General features: G+C 41.8%; 24 protein-coding genes. 13 read left to right on the plus strand and 11 right to left on the minus strand.

Going from position 1 to position 18,972, the window contains the following annotated elements; translation table 11 throughout:
• Positions 1-11: 11 nt before the first annotated feature.
• Entirely contained in the window at positions 12-302 is a 291-nt protein-coding gene (locus C6344_RS17590) for a hypothetical protein (RefSeq protein ID WP_060595804.1), read from the plus strand.
• A gap of 22 nt (positions 303-324) precedes the next feature.
• Here the strand turns inward: C6344_RS17590 and C6344_RS17595 are convergent, their stop codons facing one another.
• Entirely contained in the window at positions 325-804 is a 480-nt protein-coding gene (locus C6344_RS17595) for a MarR family transcriptional regulator (RefSeq protein ID WP_088001677.1), read from the minus strand.
• 168 nt (positions 805-972) lie between these two features.
• Here C6344_RS17595 and mprF point away from each other — a divergent pair, with 168 nt between their 5' ends.
• The 3 genes from mprF (at position 973) to C6344_RS17610 (ending at position 4,987) form a co-directional block, all read left to right on the plus strand.
• Positions 973-3,543: a bifunctional lysylphosphatidylglycerol flippase/synthetase MprF gene (mprF, locus tag C6344_RS17600; RefSeq protein ID WP_034665032.1), complete on the plus strand. Its 2,571-nt coding sequence runs from the start codon at positions 973-975 to the stop codon at positions 3,541-3,543.
• Positions 3,544-3,634: 91 nt separating this feature from the next.
• A complete protein-coding gene (locus C6344_RS17605; RefSeq protein WP_034665029.1) occupies positions 3,635-4,183 on the plus strand; it encodes a thioredoxin family protein in 549 nt (182 codons plus the stop codon).
• A gap of 336 nt (positions 4,184-4,519) precedes the next feature.
• Positions 4,520-4,987: a thiol-disulfide oxidoreductase DCC family protein gene (locus C6344_RS17610; protein WP_066031146.1), complete on the plus strand. Its 468-nt coding sequence runs from the start codon at positions 4,520-4,522 to the stop codon at positions 4,985-4,987.
• Positions 4,988-5,023: 36 nt separating this feature from the next.
• Here the strand turns inward: C6344_RS17610 and C6344_RS17615 are convergent, their stop codons facing one another.
• Positions 5,024-6,280, minus strand: coding sequence for a transcriptional regulator (locus C6344_RS17615; protein ID WP_066031145.1), 1,257 nt, complete (start codon positions 6,278-6,280; stop codon positions 5,024-5,026).
• Positions 6,281-6,553: 273 nt separating this feature from the next.
• On the opposite strand from C6344_RS17615, the gene C6344_RS17620 reads away from it, so the two are divergent.
• On the plus strand, positions 6,554-7,141 hold the full coding sequence (locus C6344_RS17620; protein WP_060595825.1) for a nitroreductase family protein: 588 nt from the start codon (positions 6,554-6,556) through the stop codon (positions 7,139-7,141).
• A gap of 39 nt (positions 7,142-7,180) precedes the next feature.
• Here C6344_RS17620 and C6344_RS17625 read toward each other — a convergent pair whose 3' ends face one another.
• The 3 genes from C6344_RS17625 to C6344_RS17635 form a co-directional block, all read right to left on the minus strand.
• Complete coding sequence (locus C6344_RS17625; protein WP_034665021.1) at positions 7,181-7,336, minus strand: YfhD family protein; 156 nt, start codon at positions 7,334-7,336, stop codon at positions 7,181-7,183.
• Positions 7,337-7,397: 61 nt separating this feature from the next.
• Entirely contained in the window at positions 7,398-7,508 is a 111-nt protein-coding gene (locus tag C6344_RS17630; protein ID WP_017358836.1) for a YfhE family protein, read from the minus strand.
• A 52-nt stretch (positions 7,509-7,560) separates the two neighbouring features.
• Positions 7,561-8,457 carry a TIGR01777 family oxidoreductase gene (locus C6344_RS17635; RefSeq protein ID WP_060595805.1) on the minus strand — a complete coding sequence of 299 codons (897 nt, stop codon included), beginning with the start codon at positions 8,455-8,457 and terminating at the stop codon, positions 7,561-7,563.
• 94 nt (positions 8,458-8,551) lie between these two features.
• Between C6344_RS17635 and recX the strand changes: the two genes are divergently transcribed.
• Both recX and C6344_RS17645 read left to right on the plus strand, forming a co-directional pair.
• On the plus strand, positions 8,552-9,343 hold the full coding sequence (gene recX / locus C6344_RS17640; RefSeq protein ID WP_060595806.1) for a recombination regulator RecX: 792 nt from the start codon (positions 8,552-8,554) through the stop codon (positions 9,341-9,343).
• Positions 9,344-9,346: 3 nt separating this feature from the next.
• Positions 9,347-9,661 carry a YfhH family protein gene (locus C6344_RS17645; protein WP_060595807.1) on the plus strand — a complete coding sequence of 105 codons (315 nt, stop codon included), beginning with the start codon at positions 9,347-9,349 and terminating at the stop codon, positions 9,659-9,661.
• Between the two features lie 132 nt (positions 9,662-9,793).
• Here C6344_RS17645 and C6344_RS17650 read toward each other — a convergent pair whose 3' ends face one another.
• Positions 9,794-9,967: a YpzG family protein gene (locus C6344_RS17650; RefSeq protein WP_003217811.1), complete on the minus strand. Its 174-nt coding sequence runs from the start codon at positions 9,965-9,967 to the stop codon at positions 9,794-9,796.
• Between the two features lie 25 nt (positions 9,968-9,992).
• On the minus strand, positions 9,993-10,142 hold the full coding sequence (locus tag C6344_RS17655; RefSeq protein WP_003217849.1) for a small, acid-soluble spore protein K: 150 nt from the start codon (positions 10,140-10,142) through the stop codon (positions 9,993-9,995).
• 116 nt (positions 10,143-10,258) lie between these two features.
• Here C6344_RS17655 and C6344_RS17660 point away from each other — a divergent pair, with 116 nt between their 5' ends.
• From C6344_RS17660 to C6344_RS17675, 4 genes are all read left to right on the plus strand, one after another.
• The gene (locus C6344_RS17660) at positions 10,259-10,531 is read left to right on the plus strand and encodes a YfhJ family protein (protein ID WP_034665009.1); all 273 of its coding nucleotides are present in this window, start codon (positions 10,259-10,261) and stop codon (positions 10,529-10,531) included.
• Between the two features lie 290 nt (positions 10,532-10,821).
• Positions 10,822-11,805, plus strand: a complete 984-nt coding sequence (locus C6344_RS17665) for a glycosyltransferase family 2 protein (protein WP_034665005.1) — start codon at positions 10,822-10,824, stop codon at positions 11,803-11,805.
• A gap of 87 nt (positions 11,806-11,892) precedes the next feature.
• The gene (locus tag C6344_RS17670; protein ID WP_106073159.1) at positions 11,893-14,484 is read left to right on the plus strand and encodes a YfhO family protein; all 2,592 of its coding nucleotides are present in this window, start codon (positions 11,893-11,895) and stop codon (positions 14,482-14,484) included.
• 48 nt (positions 14,485-14,532) lie between these two features.
• Positions 14,533-15,027 carry a DinB family protein gene (locus C6344_RS17675; protein ID WP_106073160.1) on the plus strand — a complete coding sequence of 165 codons (495 nt, stop codon included), beginning with the start codon at positions 14,533-14,535 and terminating at the stop codon, positions 15,025-15,027.
• 4 nt (positions 15,028-15,031) lie between these two features.
• On the opposite strand, the gene C6344_RS17680 is transcribed toward C6344_RS17675, so the two are convergent.
• The 3 genes from C6344_RS17680 to C6344_RS17690 all read right to left on the minus strand — a co-directional run bounded on the left by C6344_RS17680 (position 15,032) and on the right by C6344_RS17690 (position 16,945).
• Positions 15,032-15,454 (minus strand): regulatory YrvL family protein, encoded by a 423-nt coding sequence (locus C6344_RS17680; RefSeq protein ID WP_106072575.1) that lies wholly within the window; start codon positions 15,452-15,454, stop codon positions 15,032-15,034.
• A gap of 68 nt (positions 15,455-15,522) precedes the next feature.
• A complete protein-coding gene (locus C6344_RS17685; RefSeq protein ID WP_106061986.1) occupies positions 15,523-16,686 on the minus strand; it encodes an oxalate decarboxylase family bicupin in 1,164 nt (387 codons plus the stop codon).
• Positions 16,687-16,780: 94 nt separating this feature from the next.
• Complete coding sequence (locus C6344_RS17690; RefSeq protein ID WP_003217819.1) at positions 16,781-16,945, minus strand: YvrJ family protein; 165 nt, start codon at positions 16,943-16,945, stop codon at positions 16,781-16,783.
• Between the two features lie 166 nt (positions 16,946-17,111).
• Here C6344_RS17690 and C6344_RS17695 point away from each other — a divergent pair, with 166 nt between their 5' ends.
• Entirely contained in the window at positions 17,112-17,714 is a 603-nt protein-coding gene (locus C6344_RS17695; RefSeq protein WP_106073161.1) for a sigma-70 family RNA polymerase sigma factor, read from the plus strand.
• Positions 17,662-17,883: a sigma-O factor regulator RsoA gene (gene rsoA, locus C6344_RS17700; RefSeq protein WP_189313046.1), complete on the plus strand. Its 222-nt coding sequence runs from the start codon at positions 17,662-17,664 to the stop codon at positions 17,881-17,883. The genes C6344_RS17695 and rsoA overlap by 53 nt, the downstream gene beginning before the upstream one ends.
• A gap of 27 nt (positions 17,884-17,910) precedes the next feature.
• Here rsoA and C6344_RS17705 read toward each other — a convergent pair whose 3' ends face one another.
• Positions 17,911-18,891, minus strand: a complete 981-nt coding sequence (locus C6344_RS17705; RefSeq protein ID WP_106073163.1) for a metal-dependent hydrolase — start codon at positions 18,889-18,891, stop codon at positions 17,911-17,913.
• Positions 18,892-18,972: the final 81 nt, after the last annotated feature.

The raw sequence follows: 18,972 nt of genomic DNA on the forward strand, positions 1-18,972 counted from the left end.
GGAGTCATCACATGTCTGGTAGAAGAATTGTCGGCGCCATGTTTATTTGCATGGCGGCATTGTTTTATCTAGCGAAATACGTACTTTTCGAGATTCACTATTCTGGAACGAGTTTCGCTGAGGATGTAAATGAATTCCAACTTCTTGAAGAGGTGCTGCCTGGCGGTACGTGGATCAGCATCCTTTTTCTCATCATCGGTTTAGCCTATCTTTTATGGGATGACAGGGGAGTTATTCAAAAAACGTTTATCCTCTCAGATAAACAAGTAGAAGAAGAAATAAAAAAGACGGACCTCAAGTGACCGTCTTTTTTCCTTTTCATGTTTAGCCGCGTTCAGGACGCAGTGCTTTTTCTAAAATAGCCAGACCTTCGTTGACTTTTTCTTTTTCCTCGTCATTGAGCCGTTGCAGGGAATTTTTGATTTTTTCGTGTCCTTTTTGATAAATGCTTCTGAAAATATTTTTCGCTTCCTCCGTTAGTTCTACCACAATGATTCTCCGGTCGCGCTCAGAGTGCTTTCGTTCAACAAATTTAGACTGTTCTAACCGATCAAGCAGACCTGTCATATTGGACAAAGAAGCGCCCATTTTTTCGGCGATTTCGGATACCTTGAGAGAGCCATGGTTATTGAGCAGCATGAGTACCTTCATTTGAGGCATACTCATATCGAGCTTCATCCATTCTGAAACATCTCCAAGACCTGCAGCTGTGAGTACTTTCATATAAAGCACCCATGTCTTTTTTTCCTCTGGAGATAGAATCTCTTCTTTTAATACAGTGGTGTCATGAATATTATATTCCACGCTTGTTCACTTCCTTTAAGCGGCTCTTTTCTCTATACTACTGATTTTTACTTCTAATTGAAAGGTTCGTCAAGCTTTTGAATGTTAAACTGCATGAATCAAGTGGTATTTGTTGTATAATAATGTTCAGTCTAAATAAATGAAGCAACCTAGAAAGTTGGGGAAAACATGTGGAACAAAAAAACGGGTATGACGATCTTAAAAATGCTTTTTCCGATCGTGATCATCCTTGTCTTAATTTTTGTCGCCAAGCAGGAGCTGAGCGGCCTTTCCATTAAAAAGACGTTTTATATTATTGACAGCTTGAATCGAATGGACTTGTTTATTCTTGTCTTTCTTGGACTTGTCGCAGTGTTATCGATGTCCTTATATGATTTTATTTTACGAAGAAGCCTTAATATGCCCATCAGCGGCTGGAAAACGATTCGCATTTCTTGGATTGCGAACTCCTTTAACAGTGTCCTTGGGTTCGGCGGTCTATCAGGAGCAGGGCTTAGAACGCTTCTATACAAGGAGTACATAACCGATACGAAAAAACTGCTGAAAGGCATTGCCCTTTTGACTTCCTCGGTCCTTTTGGGCTTATCTATTTTCAGTGATCTGATCTTGGTGAGGGTGCTTCCTGTTGAAAGTATTATCAGCCAAGAGCCGTGGCTATGGGCCTTTGTTATCATCTTTGCCTGTATTGTACCGATATATATCATCATGGCATCAATTCGAAAAAGCTCGATTGAGAGCGGTGAAAATGGACTGAAGCATCCAATTTACGCTTATATCGGTGCATCGTTTTTAGAATGGCTGGCAGCTGGTCTTGTCATGTACATGGCTGTCGTCTCTATGGGGATGAATGTCGATGTCCGGATTGTATTAGGCGTATTTGCGATTGCGTCAATCGGTGGTTTAATCAGTATGGTTCCGGGCGGATTTGGTTCGTTTGATCTCATCTTTTTACTCAGCATGCAGTACATTGGGTTTGATAAAGAGATGGTGCTGACGGCGCTCGTTTTGTACCGCTTCGTGTACTCGATTTTCCCGTTTATCCTTGGGCTTTGTCTAGCTGCTTACGATTTAACGGGAACGACGCTTAGACGTCTTGAAGGCAATCCGAGAATGGCACCTGCCATAGAAACAACGAACGTCTTAATTGTGTTGCACCGTGCTTTATTAATCCGTTTATTGTACGGATCATTATCAATTTTAACCTTCGGAAGCGGCTTGCTCATCATGGCGTCTGTTGTGCTTCCTGTCGATCGATTAGGCGTGATTACCAGCATTCCACGCTTTCTGTTATCAGGATTTAATGGTCTTTCTCTAATGTTCGGAATCATTCTGATGATATTGTCCATTGAAGTGTATAAACGAACAAAAAGATCGTACGTGCTGACGATGATCGCCCTAGCAGGCGGCTTTGTGTTTACTTTGTTAAAAGGATTTAACCTGAGTCTCATCTTTATTCTGCCAGTCATCATGGCTGTATTTTTCTCTCTTCGAAATCAATTTGTGAAGCAGCAGGCCCCTTATTCGTTGTATCAGTTTGTGGCGGCCGCCGCTGGATATTTACTCGTGCTGTTTAACTATAATGTCATCGGCAACTTTATTTGGACAAAAATTGGGCATTTCTTGAGTAAGGATTACCTGGTGCATAATGAACGGCATATCACGATGACGAGCATGATTGCTCTCATCGGTGTACCACTTTTCTTTTTCATTAGTAAATTGATTTTTAATAAAAAAGCATTTCCTATTGGAGAAATAGCAGATGAGGAAAAATTAAAAACGTTTTTAGAGGAAAAGGGCGGAAATGCCCTCAGTCATCTTGGCTTTTTAGGCGATAAAAAATTATTTTTCTCAAGTGATGGAGAGGCGATGCTTCAATTTGGACGAATTGGCCGCTGCGTCATTGTGCTCGGAGATCCCTCTGGACGTAAAGCGTCCTATCCACTTGTGCTTGAGGAGTTTTTACAGCAGACCGAAAAAGCAGGCTATCGTGTCGCTTTTTATCAAGTAGAACGGGAAGGGATGGCGCTTTATCATGACTTAGGCTTTCATTTCTTTAAGCTTGGAGAAGAAGCCATGGTCGATTTAGAAACGTTCTCTCTCTCCGGTAAGAAAAAATCAAATTTACGGGCTGTGGCCAATAAGTTTGAACGAGAAGGCTATACGTTTGAAATGCTGGAACCGCCTTTTTCAGATGAGTTCATTTCAACCTTAAAACAGATTTCTGACAGCTGGCTCGGAAAGAAAAAAGAAAAAGGATTTTCGCTCGGCTATTTTCAAGAAGATTATCTTCAAAAAGCACCGGTTGCGATTCTGAAGGATGAACAAGGGGAGATCATTTCTTTTGTGTCACTAATGCCGATGTATCAAGAAGGGGAGATTTCCATCGACTTAATGCGTCATATGCATGATGCACCGAACGGGATGATGGATGCGCTGTTTATCCACCTTTTTCAATGGGCGAAAGAAAAAGGCTACAAATCCTTTAACATGGGAATGGCGCCTTTATCAAATGTAGGGACGTTTCATCAGTCCTTCCTCACGGAGCGTTTGGCGAGTGTCATTTTCAACAACGTCAGATTTATGTACAGCTTCAGCGGATTAAGGTCGTTTAAACAGAAATATAAACCCGAGTGGCGCGGAAAATATTTAGCGTATAAAAAGAATACATCATTACCTGTCACAATGGTGCTTGTCACCAAGCTGATTGGGATGGACCCAAATCGCAACCGGCGTCCATAGATCCAAAACCTTTACCTTTCACTAGGTGAAGGTTTTTTTAGACAAAAGAATAGCAAAAGTGGTAAAGTTGAAGGGTAAGGGGGATGTAAATATGACATTAAATGAATGGTTTACAAAGGGATTAACTGAACGTACATATGTACACAACATGGAGAAAAACCGAGAAAATCTGCTCACGGTGTACAATCAGTACGCAATTCATCAAAAAGAAAAAGAGCTGCTTCAAAAGCTGCAAAAGAAAAAGCTCAGAGCGCTTGTCATCACAGCGGATTGGTGCGGGGATGCGATGGTCAATGTACCAATTTTCATGCGTATCGCGAGTGAAGCACTCATTGATGCGCGCTATTTCATTCGGGACGAGCATCTAGACCTGATGGATCAGTATTTAACGAACGGGACCGCAAGATCGATTCCGATTATCGTGATCATTGATCAGGACGGGAATGAAGTAGGAAAATGGGGGCCACGCTCAACAGAAGCACAGCGCTTTGTTGATGAGAAAAAACCAGACAAGGATGCACCTGATTTTGAAGAAGCTTTTCAAGTATTTGCGAAAGAAGCCGCACATCACTATACGACAGATCGTTACTTATGGAAAGATATTGAGAAAGAAATAGTAGAAGTTTTGGAAAAAATATAAACCAAAAGACTACTTCGCCGCAACGGGAAGTAGTCTTTTTTTATCTTGTTTTTGCGTCTCACCTACAAAACACCGCATAAAGATGTAGAAAAACCGCAGAATTCTACAAAAAACCGCAGAAAACCGCAAAGCATCACGATTTTCCCAACCATTTTTAGTTGAAAAACCTCATATGTGCCATGAAAACCTCAATTTTGCCCTTATCTAAAGGCTCATATAACGCACGTTGGTTTGCTTTTTCCCAATACAAGAGGCCCAGCAACTATAGTAATCTAGTTGTAATCTCCTTTGAACGAACTAAAAAACAAATGACGGAAAAGGGCTGGCGATCAATCTATGAAAAAAATCATTTATCTCGATCAAGAAAAAAAGAAGCTCGCTGAATCGAAAAAAAGAGAACAGCGTTCCATCAAATCACTTAGGCTGCTTGTGTTTTATGACGGGCAAAGTCCTTCATGTGCAAAAGCGATTGACTTGTTGAAAGCTCTCGATTGGAAGAACCGTATTCATTTTGAATCCTTTAGGCATTCGCAACTGCTCAAGCTGAACAAAATAAGTGAAGAGAAGGCAGAAAAACGAATCGTGTCTATTTCCTTAGCCAAAAACCAAAAAAATTCGGGGATCTATACGTGGCTGCGAATTGCCTGCAATATCCCTGCATTATGGGGAACGGTCCCATTCATCGTGCTCAGCATTTGGTTAGGCTTTGGACAGCATGCGTATGATTATTTTGCGAGAAAACGGTACATTCATTCTGTCAAACAAGTCACTCGTCCTGGTACAGATCAACAGAAGACCATTTAATGAATTGGAAAAGCATGACCTTCGATCGGCAGAAGGTCATGCTTTTTTGTAATAGGGAACATATGATGCTAAGTGATCAAGCAGCGTTCTCGTATAGGACATATATGCACGTTCGTCAAGCTCAGAAGCCGCATAGGAAAGCAAGGTTCTAAGAGCAAACAAGTACTCACTGTGCAGCTCATTTTGTTTAAAGTAAGGAAGGGCTGCTTCGATCAAATAGGTTTTCAAATCAAGAGGGTTTTCCTCAATCATCAATTTATAGATTTTGATCATATATAAACAATTTGGCTGAATACGAGGTTGTTTTAAGAGCTCGTGTATGTAGGGAAGTGCCTTTTTGCGGTCGTATTCAGCATATAATGTCGCAATTTCATACAATGTTTCACAGTAACGGTCTTCTATCTGTTCTTGATTAAAGTAATTGAGTGAATCTAGTAAATAAGGCACAGCTGAAGAGAAATCGCCTTCACGTTTTAAGAGCACCCCGTAATAAAAATAAGCCGTCATTTTAATATAGGCATCAGGATAAAGGGACGTGTGCATAATCACTTCTTTTAAATATTTCTTCGCCGTTTGAAAGGCTTTTAGTTCCAGTGAGATCACGCCATGAATGAGTGTACAGTGAATAATCCGCTTGAAATTGTTCTTTTGTCTATATAAATCCATCGCTTGATGTGTCGCTTCAAGCGCATCACCAAGATGTCCCATATTTCCGAGTGCTTTTGCATAGTGATAATATAGGTCACTTTGTTCAACAGACGCGTAAGAAAAGCAGCTCTCAAGTTTTTTTAAGCCTTCTTCAAGCTGACCATTTTTTATTAGATGAATGCCATCTAAATATTCGAAAATTTCTTTTTCTGTTTCAATAAAGGTTTTTTCAAACTTTTTAAGCACGCGGTGTGTTTTTAAGGCAAGCGGCTGTTTGTCCGTTAATAAATAAAATTGAAATAAGGACAGATGATACTGAATGCCTAAATCCAGCGAAAAGAACTGTTCCTCGTGCTGAATGATCATTTCTGCATTTTGTTCTGCCTGATCGAGTGCATAGAAATACATATTCATTTGAAACTCGTCCAAGAGTGACAGCAGGTGACGCGCCTTTTGTGACAGCGTTTCTTGACTGATGCCCAGCCGTTCAAGCAGTAAATTGATGGTATCTTGATTGGCCTCCTTTGAGCCATTTTCGATTTTACTTAAATGAGAGACAGAACAAATTCCTTCTGCCAATTCAGATTGGGTCATATTTTGTTTATAACGGTAGAGCTTGATGATTTGCCCGATATTGATTTTCATTCCATCCAGAAGCCTCCCTTCCAATCATGGGTTGAAAGCCTTTTGACAAAATAACCGAATCAGACAAAATGGGAATACCTGAAACCATTTCATCATCCTGGTTTTTTTATCAAAATTTGTTTAAAACGTAATATGATTGTAACATTACTTGAAAAAGTCAAACAACTTTTTAGCAGACAGGAAGGGAAACACCATTTGCAAATTACCCTAAATGATGTTTATAATGTGAATGAGAATCAATTTCAATTAAGATTGATTGAAAGGATGACAGATATGCCAGAAATCAAACAACAAACAGAAGCGTTAACGATTCGAGACGCTGTCAGATATAGACGATCCATTCGAAAATTCAAAGAGACGCCGGTGACCATTGAGCAGCTTCAGCCGTTATTAGAGGATGCAGTCTATGCACCGAACCATAAAATCACGGAGCCATGGCGCTTTCTATATGCGGTGACGGATGAGGCCAAAGCAACTTTTGTTGATCGCTTCATTGCGTTCTTTCAGCGCAACAACCCAGATGCAAAGGAAGAAAAGATCAATCAATATAGAGATTACTTTTCTAAGGTCCCAGCGCTTTTACTTGTCGTGCTAAAAGAAGACGAGAACCCTGTGGTGAGAAATGATGATTTTGCCGCCGTGAGTGCGCTTATTCAAAACTTCCAGCTGCTTGCGTGGGATCAAGGGATCGGTATGGTCTGGAAGAGCGGCCGCATTTTATATGACAAAGGCTTTCAACAAGACATGGGCTTAAAGGAAAACGAGCGTTTTGCTGCGATCCTTCACATTGGTTATCCAGAAGAGGTGCCTGAGGTAAAATCACGTCAGAAAGCATCAAGTCTTTTAACTGAAATTCAATAAAAGAAAAGCAGACCGCTACTAAAGGGTCTGCTTTTTTACTTATTGTTTTTTGGCGCGCTGGTCGGCTGCTTTCATACGTGCCATTGCTTTTACGTCATTCGGATCTGCAAGTTCTTTGGAAAATTCAACATATTCGCCATCCGTCTCTTGTGCTGCAAGCTCATGATTGGATTTTTGGTGTTGGTCTTTTTTCAAAGCCTTTCCCTCCTTTACAAGATCACTTTAGTTATGTGCTTGTTGGAGTGGAATATCCATCTTATTTGTTTCTTTTTTCTGCTGCTCTTTCCGCTTTTTTGAATTCCTGCTGATACAGGACTTCCTGGGTTTTCTTCAGCTTTGAAGTTGGCTGGTGTTCTTTTTTCTTCATCAAAATTGCCCCCTCATCTCATTTCTAATAGGATGGGTGTTTTTGACAAAATTTATTCCTCTGAATGCAAAATGGTTTCTTTTAATTCAGGATGCAAAAAGTCATAAGAAGAAAGCAATGCCTTTTTCGGCAGCGCACGCTGGCCTTCTAAAACAAGTAATGACATTTCGCCAAGTGCCGTTTGAATGACAAAGGATGGGACCTTCAGCCAGTGGGGGCGGTGAAGGGCAGACGCAATCGTTTGTCCGAGCTGCTTCATTTGCACAGGATTCGGTGATGTGACATTGAGTGGACCTGAGATGTCGTCATGGTGTATCGCATAAGCAATAAGGTGTGCCACATCTTCGACATGAACCCATGAAACCCATTGCGAACCAGAGCCGATCGTCCCGCCGGCAAACAGCTTATATGGCAGAGTCATCAGTGGCAGTGTACCATTTTCTCCTAACACGACACCAAAGCGTGTGTAGACGGTACGAATGCCAAGTGCTTCAATCTTTTGCCCCTCAGCTTCCCAACGCTTTGAGGTATGACTTAAGAAATCAGTATCCGCAGGAGGTGATTCCTCCGTAAAATCTCCTGTTTGAGACGTGCCATAAATTCCGACAGCACTAGCTTGAATGAGCACAGATGGTTTCGATTCCTGCGCTTCTATAATGCGTCTCACTTCTTGTGTGGATTGAATACGGCTAGAGAGGATGCCTTCTTTTGCCTTGTCTGTCCAGCGGGTGAAAATGGATTTTCCAGCAAGGTTAATCCAGACATCAATGGCAGGCAGTTCATGCTCAGGCGCAGCACCTTCTGTCAGCCACTGCACATAGTGTAAATGATTTTGTTCGGATTCCTTTGGATTTCTTGTTAAAATATATAGATGATGTCCTTCAGCAGCGAGCACTTTTGTGACGTGCTGGCCGATAAAACCGGTTCCTCCGGTGATGGCGATATTCAATTGACATCTCTCCTCTCATATACATACCTATACCTTTCACGATTTTGAATCAGAAGAAACATCCTGACTGTATTAAAAAAGGAGTGATCACAGGATGCCCTATATTACAAAAATCTCCGCTCAGAAAAACAATACAGAGCGGGTGAACATCTTTCTTGATGAAAAGTACGCCTTTAGCGTTGATCTAGATGTGCTCGTCCAGCACGACTTAAAAAAAGGGAAAGAGCTGGACGAAGCAGATATCATTGAAATTCAATTCGGTGATGCTGTGAAAAAAGGATTTCAGCAGGCCGTCGATTATTTATCCTACCGAATGAGATCGGTGAAAGAAGTGACCGATTATTTGACGAAAAAAGAAATTCCAGCGCCTGCTATTAGTGAAATTATACACAAATTAAAGCATTACAAGTATGTAAATGATCTTGAATTTGCGGAAGCCTATGTAAGCACCCACCGTAAAACGAACAGCAAAGGGCCGTCCGTCCTGAAAAAAGAGTTAAAGCTTAAAGGGATAGACGATGACACCATTGAACAAGCGCTATCGCAATATCCTGATGACTTACAGCTGGAGGAAGCCGTCAATCAGGTTCTCAAGCTTGTGAGAAAAGAAAAGAATCGTTCTGCAAAAGAGATCGAGCAGCGCATCAAGCTTCAGCTTCAGCGAAAGGGATTTTCGTTTGCGATCATTGATAAAGCCCTTCAAGAAGCCTATGATGGACAAGAAGAGGAAAAGGAAGAAGAAGCCCTCCTCTATATGCTGGAGAAGGCAAAACGCAAGGTAGGATATGACGGATCATTTGAAAAGAAGATGAAAGTGAAGCAGTTTTTATTCAGAAAAGGCTTTGATCTCGATACAATTGATCACGTTTTAGACAAAGGGGAATGACAGATGGAAAAACGTTATAGTGAGATGACGGAATACGAATTGAAGCAGGAAATTGCCTCTCTTTCTGAAAAAGCACGAAAGGCTGAGCAGCTTGGCATTGTCAATGAATATGCCGTCTTAGAACGGAAAATCGATATGGCCAAAGCCTACTTATTAGATCCCGCCCTCATTCAAACCAAAACGACTTATCAAATCAAAGATACAGACGAGCAATTTTACGTGGAATATTTAAATGGCGTATTTGCGTGGGGATACAGAGTATCGGCTCCAAATAAGGAAGATGCCCTGCCGATTTCAATGCTTACGAAAAAGGACTGATCCAGCTGTAGGCAAACCCTCGCATTCGGTGTCAGGTCTGTACGCCGGTGCTCGTCCTTCCTAGGGCTGCAAAGGTTTTCTATCACGCTGAAAAGAAGACAAAGGACTGATCCTAGAGATCAGTCCTTTTCTTTACTTCGAACGCTGTTTACGGACGTTGTTCTGAAGTACGATGTCGTGCTGCGTTTGCTGCGTTTCTCCGTTGACCTGAGAGGCAGAATGCTTTGCATTCGCCCATGGTTGAGGGTAAGCGGTTGTCCTTAATTGAACAAAGTCTTCCATATACGATTTCCCATTTGAACTCATATCTCAAGCACTCCCTTTGGAAAAATTAGCGTTTCCCTGATGCCCTCATACGTTCCTGTGGACGTGTATTCGTCTCACCATTCGGCCTTTTAGACGCATAAGCATCTGTGGCGCCTGGTTCGCCTTCAAATTTGTGATTCACTTGATTTGGAAAGCCTTTTGCTTTATTACGCATATCGATTCCCTCCAAACAATACAAATCATTTGCGTCTTTTGAAGACGTAAGGGTAGTATATGAAAAAAGAGGTTTTTTTAAAAAGGCACTTTCTGCTAGATGAAGGAGGAACCGACATGGAACAATACTTTGAGCGACTAACAGAACAACTCATGGAAAAAAACAATATGCTGACATATGAAGAAGCACGTACATGGGTAGAGCTGCTTTGGAGTGATTTTGAAACGACCTATGCAAAGGCTGGCCGCAAGTATAAAGGACAGGAAACAACAGAACGGATTGTCCAAGAATGGATTGAGAGCTACGGTGCACAGCTGCATTTATTTCAAAATAAACAATCAAAGGCAAACGAGCATCTGCAAGGGCAGAACAAAGGGCTGCTTCATTAAAAGAAGTGCCCGCTCATCTTTTTCAATAAATAGGAAAATATATAAATAAGCAAACAATTTTATGATGCAATACCCAGTCTGTGATCGAAATTACAGGCTTTTTACAATGGTTAAACTTAAAATTACATTAAATTCATCTTACTGAAAATCACTGGAAATAAAACTTTGATATAATGGAACGATTAAAGAGACATGTAATTTATGGATAATAAAAAAGGGTTTCGTTTTCTGACAAAAAAGGAATAATGAACATAACAGACTATGTGAAAAAAGTGAAGAGAAGGTGCGATATGGAACGAGAATTGCTCTCTGTTATAATTCCTTCTTACAATGAAGGTGAAAACATCAGACGAATCTTTGAGGCACTCGAGGAAGAGTTTCGCGATTTTCATTATAACTTTGAAATCATCTTTGTGAATGATGGAAGCAAGGACAACACACTTCAATACATGAGAGAGCTCTCTCGCAAAAGTGCAAAGGTCAAATACATTTCCTTCTCGCGTAACTTTGGGAAGGAAGCCGCTATTCTGGCAGGACTTGAATATGCGAAGGGAGTAGCTGCGATCATAATGGACGCCGACCTGCAGCACCCAACGTATTTGATTCAGGATTTTGTCAGAGGGTATGAAGAAGGCTATCATCAAGTCATTGCCAAACGGAACCGTAAAGGAGACAGCAAGCTCCGCTCTTACTTAGCATCCATGTACTATAAAGTGATGAACAAGGTAGTAGAAGTGGACTTGCGTGATGGCGTCGGGGATTTCCGTTTAATTTCACGCCAAGCAATCGATGCATTGCTTCAGCTGAAAGAGGGAAATCGTTTTTCAAAAGGGCTTTTTTGCTGGATTGGGTTTGAAGAAAAGGTCATCTATTATGAAAATGTAGAAAGACAGCATGGTGATACAAAATGGTCACTGAAGAAGTTATTTAACTATGGCATAGATGGCGTCATTTCTTTTAACAACCGCCCGCTGCGTATTTGTTTTTATACTGGCATACTGATCTTATTCCTCTCTTTGATTTACATCGTGGCCACCTTTATTCAAATTGTCAGAACGGGCGTGATGGTACCGGGTTATTTCACTTTAATATCGGCTGTGCTTTTCCTCGGAGGTGTCCAGCTTTTGAGTCTAGGTGTGATTGGAGAATATATTGGCCGTATCTATTATGAAACGAAAAAGAGGCCGCATTATTTGATCCAAGAATCAAATGTCATGCAGCAAGAGACAAGTTCAAAGGAACAAGACCGAGTGTTAACACAGTTATTTAAATAACGTGGAGTCAAATAACCGGCAAGCACGAATCGCTTGCTGGGTTGTTTTGTTTCAAAGAACAGTGGATCTTTTGTGGAAAGGATTTAGATGATGAAACGTAGATGGATAATCATTGGAATGTGCCTCATTCTTGCTTTATTAGGACACTCCTTTTTCTTATATGAATATACGCAAGGCCGGTACATGACAGGAGATGGGGACGGTATCTCGCAAATGCTCCCATTTAAAAAGCTGCTTTACGACGAATATGTCAAAGGGAATTTCTTTTATTCCTATCAATTCGGTCTAGGCGGCGGTACATACACGCAATTAGGGTATTATTTCACAACGTCGACGGTCTTTATGGTGACAGTCGCTGTCGTCTGGCTGATGAATACGCTTCATTTCATACAGTCAACGGACATTCATTTCTGGGCACATGCTGTGATTTGGCTGAGCGTGATCAAGCTGACGCTCATTCTAATCATCGCTTACCGTGTGCTTCTTTCAATGGTTCAAAATAGACTAAGTGCATTGACAGGTGCCGCAATTTACGGACTGTCTATTGTGTATTTTCGGCATCAAACATTTTGGGAGTTTTTTACCGACAGCATGATGTGGCTTCCGCTGCTTGTGCTTGGGGTTGAACGGATATTCAAAACGGGTAAGCCGGCTTGGTTTATTTTGGCGTGCAGCCTGATGCTCATCAACAACTTTTACTTTGCTTATATTCATTTTATCTTTTTAGCGATCTATCTTGTTTTCAGATATATGATCAAGCTGCGAAGTGAGGAGCGCGGGTGGAAGGTGTTCTGGACGCTTGCGATCTCTACGCTGTTATCCTTTGGGATCAGTGCCGCTTTTTTTATCCCGTCTGTTTATGGCTTTCTCAATAATGTAAGACCACCGTATGATCAATCTATACCTTGGTTTGATCTGCATGATCATCTGCTGTTTATGAGCAGGGTATATTTATTACCCGTGATTTTTCTGATTTGTCTGTTCCTCGTTCCGCTTTACCGGAACAGATGGTTTTTCATGTTCACATCCATCAGTATCCTGCTCATTATTTTTCACTTTAGCCCAAAGATGGCGAGCGTGTTTAATGGTTTTTCGGCACCGCAGTACAGATTTGAATACATTCTTGCCTTTACAGTTGGAGCGGTTGTTGCCATCATGATCAAGCATTTCTCACAAATCGAGTGGAAGTGGAAAAAGCGTGCGGTCTTAGGCGCTTGGATCGTGTTCCTTCTCGCAGTCGCTCTTTCAGAACGAGCAAAGGGAAACATGGATGTCGTTGTGTTTACAGGCATAGGACTGCTTGTGATCAGCTTGTTCTTCCTATGGATGCATGCGGAAAAACGTCAGCACCTTCGTCTCTTTTCAGCTGTGCTTCTTGCCATTAGCCTACTGACAGCAGGCGTGTATCAGCAGGAATACTTATCTGAAAGAAGCAATATAAAGAGCGTATCAGATACGTATCTGAATAGTGAGGCATATGCAGGACATGAGCAAATGAAGCTCATTCAGCAGATTCAAAGCCACTCAAAAGATCCGCTTGCCCGGATTGATTGGATGAACGGCGTGCGCAACAACACCCCGTTATTTGAAGGCTTTCAAGGCATGAGTGCGTATTCAAGTATATTGAATCAGCATTTGCTCAATTTCTACTGGAATGACCTGCAAATCGATATGGGACGGGAAAGTGTCAGCCGGTATGCAACAATGGGAGACAGGGCGAATTTATACAGCCTGACCTACGGAAAGTATTATATGAGAAACAACATGATGCCTTACTCACCACCAGCTTATTTTAAGCCAATTTTGAAAAGTGAGCATTATGAGGTATATGAAAATACTCGGCCGCTGCCATTTGCAAGAACAACGAGCACCATTTATTCAGAACAATCCTTAAAGGATGCCTCAGCACTTGATAAAGAACATGCGATGTTGCAAGGCGTCATTTTAGACAAAAAAGGAAACGCTGAAATCGAGCGTGCAGCAGATCGAGTCAAAGATACGAATATTCATACGGAACAAGCTGTATACGAACATGGCGTGCTTGATGTATACGGAGAAACAGGCGGCCTGAATATCACACTGCCAGATGATATGGCCCGTTCAGGGGATGTGTATGTGAGCTTTTATGTGAAGCGGACCGACCGTAACGCAGGGTTTCAGTTATCCGTTGACGACTACGTCACCTCACGAAAAAGCAATACATCCATCTACAAAACAGGCGTAAATGAAGTGACGATTCGAGTCCCTGCGGAAAAGATCCTCTCCATTCGAGTACCAAAAGGGACATATGAGCTCAATCAACTGAAGCTGTATCAAGAACCTTACCGCGTCCTAGAAAAAGCATATGAAAAAGAAAAACAGGATGATGGCAGCCAAAAAGTAAAGCTTAAAAATAACCGCTTTACGATTTCATATGATAACAAGCGCGGCGATAATTATATGATTCTGCCTGTTCCATATGAAAAAGGCTGGGAGCTCACGGTGAACGGACACAAAACCGATATTGAAAAAGCCAACTACACTTTTATTGGTTTTCCAATAGAAAAAGGAAAAAACGAGATTGTGCTAACCTACTATCCGCCTTATATCAGAATTCTCGCATTGATTTCATTGATCAGTTTGATTGGTGCGATCCTCTATGCACGGAGAAAACACAAGAAACACCACTTTTCATCATAAGTGGTGTTTTTTTATCTTTCTCAAAATTGATACAATCAACATAAAAGCATGAGAATGGGGGAAAACGATTTGACGTTAAACAAAGAATCCATTACTGATCATTATGAACACACCCTTGAATGGGTACAGTCACTAGCGGAAATAACAGACGAAGAATGGCGCAGAGCCATTGCTGATGGAAAGTGGAGCATTGCTGAGATCATCGCACATTTCGTTCCATGGGATGAATTTATTTTACACGATCGTCTAAAGGAATTTTGGAACAATCAAGCGTTACCGCAGGCACCTGATGTGCATGAAATGAATCGACAGTCAGCCGAAAGGGCGAGACACGAAGAGAGAAGCGAGACGATTGGGCGATTTATTGCTGTCAGAACAGAATTGCTTCAAGAAATGAAGAAAATCGAAGCATCTCGCTGGAATACATCCTTTTTGATCGGTCAATCCGAGCTGACGTTATCAAGTTATGTTCAAGGACTGATTGATCACGACATCCATCATATGAAGCAGATCAAAGAAGCGCTCTCTCCAGAAAGACGATAGAGAGTCATGAAGCTTCTTTCTCAAACGGAAACGTCGCATAATCAAACAAAAAATGAAACAACCAAAGACTAAGGGCAAAAAGAATTTCCTCAGAAGTAGACAGCCAAATGCCGTCAACCAATTCGTCTGATAAATAAACAGCACCCCAAATAAACAAAAGGTGAAATAAAATGGCAAAGAAAACGATGGATCGTTTTTTAGACCGGCACTTTCGAACAAATTGCATGAGCACGTGCTCCAGATGTTCAAAAGAGATCCCGAGTACAACATAGATGCCCATAAACAGTAGTAGCGATAAAATTGATTGATAAAAAGCACCCGTCAAATGAAAGAACAGCACACAAAACAACAAAAATATGTAACAGACAACCGATATCGCCATCAGCCACTTCACCCCTTGCCATAAAGCGTGAACAGATTGCTGCATGGATAAACAACACTCCTTTACATGAAGATACCTGCAAAAAGGACAGCCTTTTTGCAGGAAGTCATACGTTAATCCTCTTTTTTAGGTGCAGCGATGACAGGATGTTTTTCTGTATCAAGCAGTTTTAAGAAATCTTCACCTTGATCTAAATGATCAAGAACAAGCTGTTTCGGTGTGACCGCAAGCCACTGATTGAGTGAAATGTCTGCATAATGGTCGCTCTTAAAGATTTCTAAGAAATAAAGCGGTTCGTCGCCTGTATTCTCTACATAATGCCCCATTGCAAATGGCACATATCCAACGTCTCCCGCCTGATAGTTGAAGGTTCTCGCATGTCCATCAGAAGCAAATACGGTCATTCGTGCCTTTCCAGAAATGAAATATTGCCATTCATCCGTATTTGGATGCCAGTGCAGCTCACGAATGGCGCCTGGATCGACTTTCACAAGAGCAGAGGCAATTGTTTTAGATGCTTTAAAATTGGTAGAATCCGCAATCCACACTTGTCCACCGCTTGACGTAATCGGCTCTTGTTTTAACAGCTCATATTTAAAGGAATTCGGGACCTCTCCTTGCTCTGTTTTCACCTTGTCACATTCAAGGGAACCAGGAATTCCTTTTTGGAAAATATACTTTTCTTTCTCTGGCAGCTTGTCAAACTGCTCCTTTGTCATACCGAAGTTCTTGAGCACGACTTCCTCTGGCGTATGGGCAAGCCAATCCGTTACTTGGAACGTACTATTTTCTGAGAATGACCCATCATCAAACACAAGCAAGAATTCAGCTCCCGGCTCAAGTGCTTGAATAGAGTGCGGCAAGCCAGAAGGGAAGTACCACAAATCACCCTCAGTCACATCCTCTGTAAAATTGCGCCCCTCTGCATCAACCGATGTAATCCGAGCTTCCCCATAAATCATGTACGCCCATTCCGCTTCCTTATGCCAGTGCAGTTCACGAATCGCACCAGGCTTTAGCCGCATATTAACAGAGGCAAGACTTTTAGAGATCGGCAGTTCACGTACCGTTACCTCGCGGGCGTAGCCGCCTTTTTCTAAACGATTGTGTGTATCAGAAAAAGAATATTTCATGTTGGAGACCGTTCCATGATCGGTTTCTGGCGGCGTGAGCATATCTGGATTTTGTCTGTCCCGCTCGAGATTACGTGGAATTTTGACCGTTGCTCCTTTTTCTCCTCGAATCGGCTGCGGTACACCATTTTGCTTTTCACTCATGATAAAATCCCCTTTCAACATCGTATTGTGTGAGGTGACAAAAGGCCTTTCATTTCGCCCTCGTTTTCATAAGGTGAAACGAATCAAGAAGATGTCAATCTGATTCATCATTTTTTTGAACAGCGACCAATCGTTGGATGAGCTTGCTTAATTCATCAAACTTTCGTTCAAAGCGTGTCAGCAAGTAAACCGTCAAAATGGCAGGGAAGCCAGCCTGACCGAGCTGCTTCAGCCATTCCTCTGAAAAAAAGGTCTCCATTTGTCTCACCTCCCAGCGGATGCTCGTCTTCTATATAAGTGGTATGAAAGAAAAAAAAGGAAAGCAGAGGGGGATAAAATGAACCATTAGACCCGTTTCACGAAGTTTACTTTTTTTAACTTTTGTCCACTTAATGCTAGTAGAGGGAACAAAGGGGAGGATGCACATGGATTATCGGCTGTTATTGAAAGCAAAATGGAAGGAAATCATTGATCACCCGCTCATTCAGCAGTTTTTAAGCAACCCGAAAAACGAGCAGCTGCTCAAACAAGTCATGGAAGAGCCAAACGAGGAAAATGCCAAAAAACTAGATTCCGAGTTCAAACAGTTCTATCAGAAAATCCGCATCATCAAGTATATCTCCACAATGATACGCATCTTTTCAGTCGACTTTGACAAACGAGTAAAAAAGAAGCAGCAGCGTTTTCCGCTCATACTCGATCATTCTGATACGCAAGAAGTGAAAGACCCTGTTCAAACAGATACGTATGAAGCCGTGCTCTTCAACCAGCAAGACCTAGGGGAGCATCTGCAAGATCAAACATTGTACAAGGCCTACCAGCAGCTCACAGACAAACAAAAAATGGTCTTAACCCAAATCTATGTCGAAGGCCAAACGATGAAGGAAATAGCCGACCGGCTAGGCGAAACGAGACAAAATATCTCAAACATACACAAAAAAGCGCTCAACAAACTAAAAGAAGAAACAGGGGGAGATGTCCGTGAACGAAGAAAAAATGACCAGTGGGGAAATGGAAGAACTCATTGAAACCTTCACACCCATGATCAAAAAGAAACTACAAAACACGGCATATCAAGAAAGAGAAGACCTCGAACAAGAACTCTATATCAAACTCATCGAAAAAGTAGACTGGCTGATTTACCAAGAGGGACCTGGCTTTTGGGAGTTTATTGTGGAATATATGACGAAGTTGTAAGATAGTTAAACACAAAAAAAGACTCGCTCACACAGAGCCGAGTCTTAATTTTTTTTGCAGTTTTTCTTCACTGAAAATCCAGCCGGTATAGGAATTTTTGATTTGGTGGTCCATGTCGATATGGCAGATCGCGACAAAAGGGTAGTGACCTTTGCTGCGGTAGCGCAAATCAATGAACCGTACCTCGTAATGATCCTTGTATTTATCCACTTCCCACCGGTAGACAGGGGAGAAGGAGAGAAAGGCTGAGATGTTTTCGTCTTGTTTGGCAATTTTCATAATCTCTGTATCAGGGACCGGCACACGGTTAAAGGTGTCTAAAATGACGATTTCCCCATTCATGCTGCGCCCAACATGGAAAGAAGATTTACATTTCACGGCAATGCGCCATTGTCTGAACTTCATTGTAGGCGAAATAATAATCTCTTCAATTTCATCGAATTGTGCACGCAGCTGATGTTTAATCTGAAGCTGCATGATCACCCTGACGATATAGTAACAGAAAATCACGGCATACAGCGAGATGAACGTATAGCCGGGATGACCGCCAATGGCCCAAACGACAATGGCGACAAGGTGTGTAAAAAAGATGAAAGGATCAAACGTGTTAATGATCCCAAGCGCTACCCATTTCTTTGAAAATGGACGAATGGCCTGTGTGCCGTATGCATTGAATATATCCACAAACACATGGAGCACAACGGCTAATAGTGTCCATAACCAAAGGTGAAGTAAATCTGCCCCCGGCACAAATGGGAAAATCACAGCCGGAATCAGCAATGACCAAAACAGTACAGCAGGAATGGAATGTGTAAATCCTCGGTGATTTCTTATATAAACCGCATTATTTTTTAGTTTTAGCACAGTATCAATGTCTGGTGCTTGGGAGCCGGCGATGGTCGCGATCATCACGGCGTGTGCCATGTGTGGATCTGCGCTGACGGCTGGATCTAAAAGTGCAAGTCCCCCAAGAGAAATGCCCATTACTACATGAGTACCAGTATCCAATTGATTACCTCCTAGTTGTCATGCTTAGGAACAATCATACAAAGTATACGCCTTCTTTCAAGACTATGTGCAAAAGCACTT

The sequence above is a fragment of the Bacillus sp. GBSW19 genome, assembly GCF_002998655.1.
In the GTDB taxonomy this organism is placed as follows: domain Bacteria; phylum Bacillota; class Bacilli; order Bacillales; family Bacillaceae; genus Bacillus.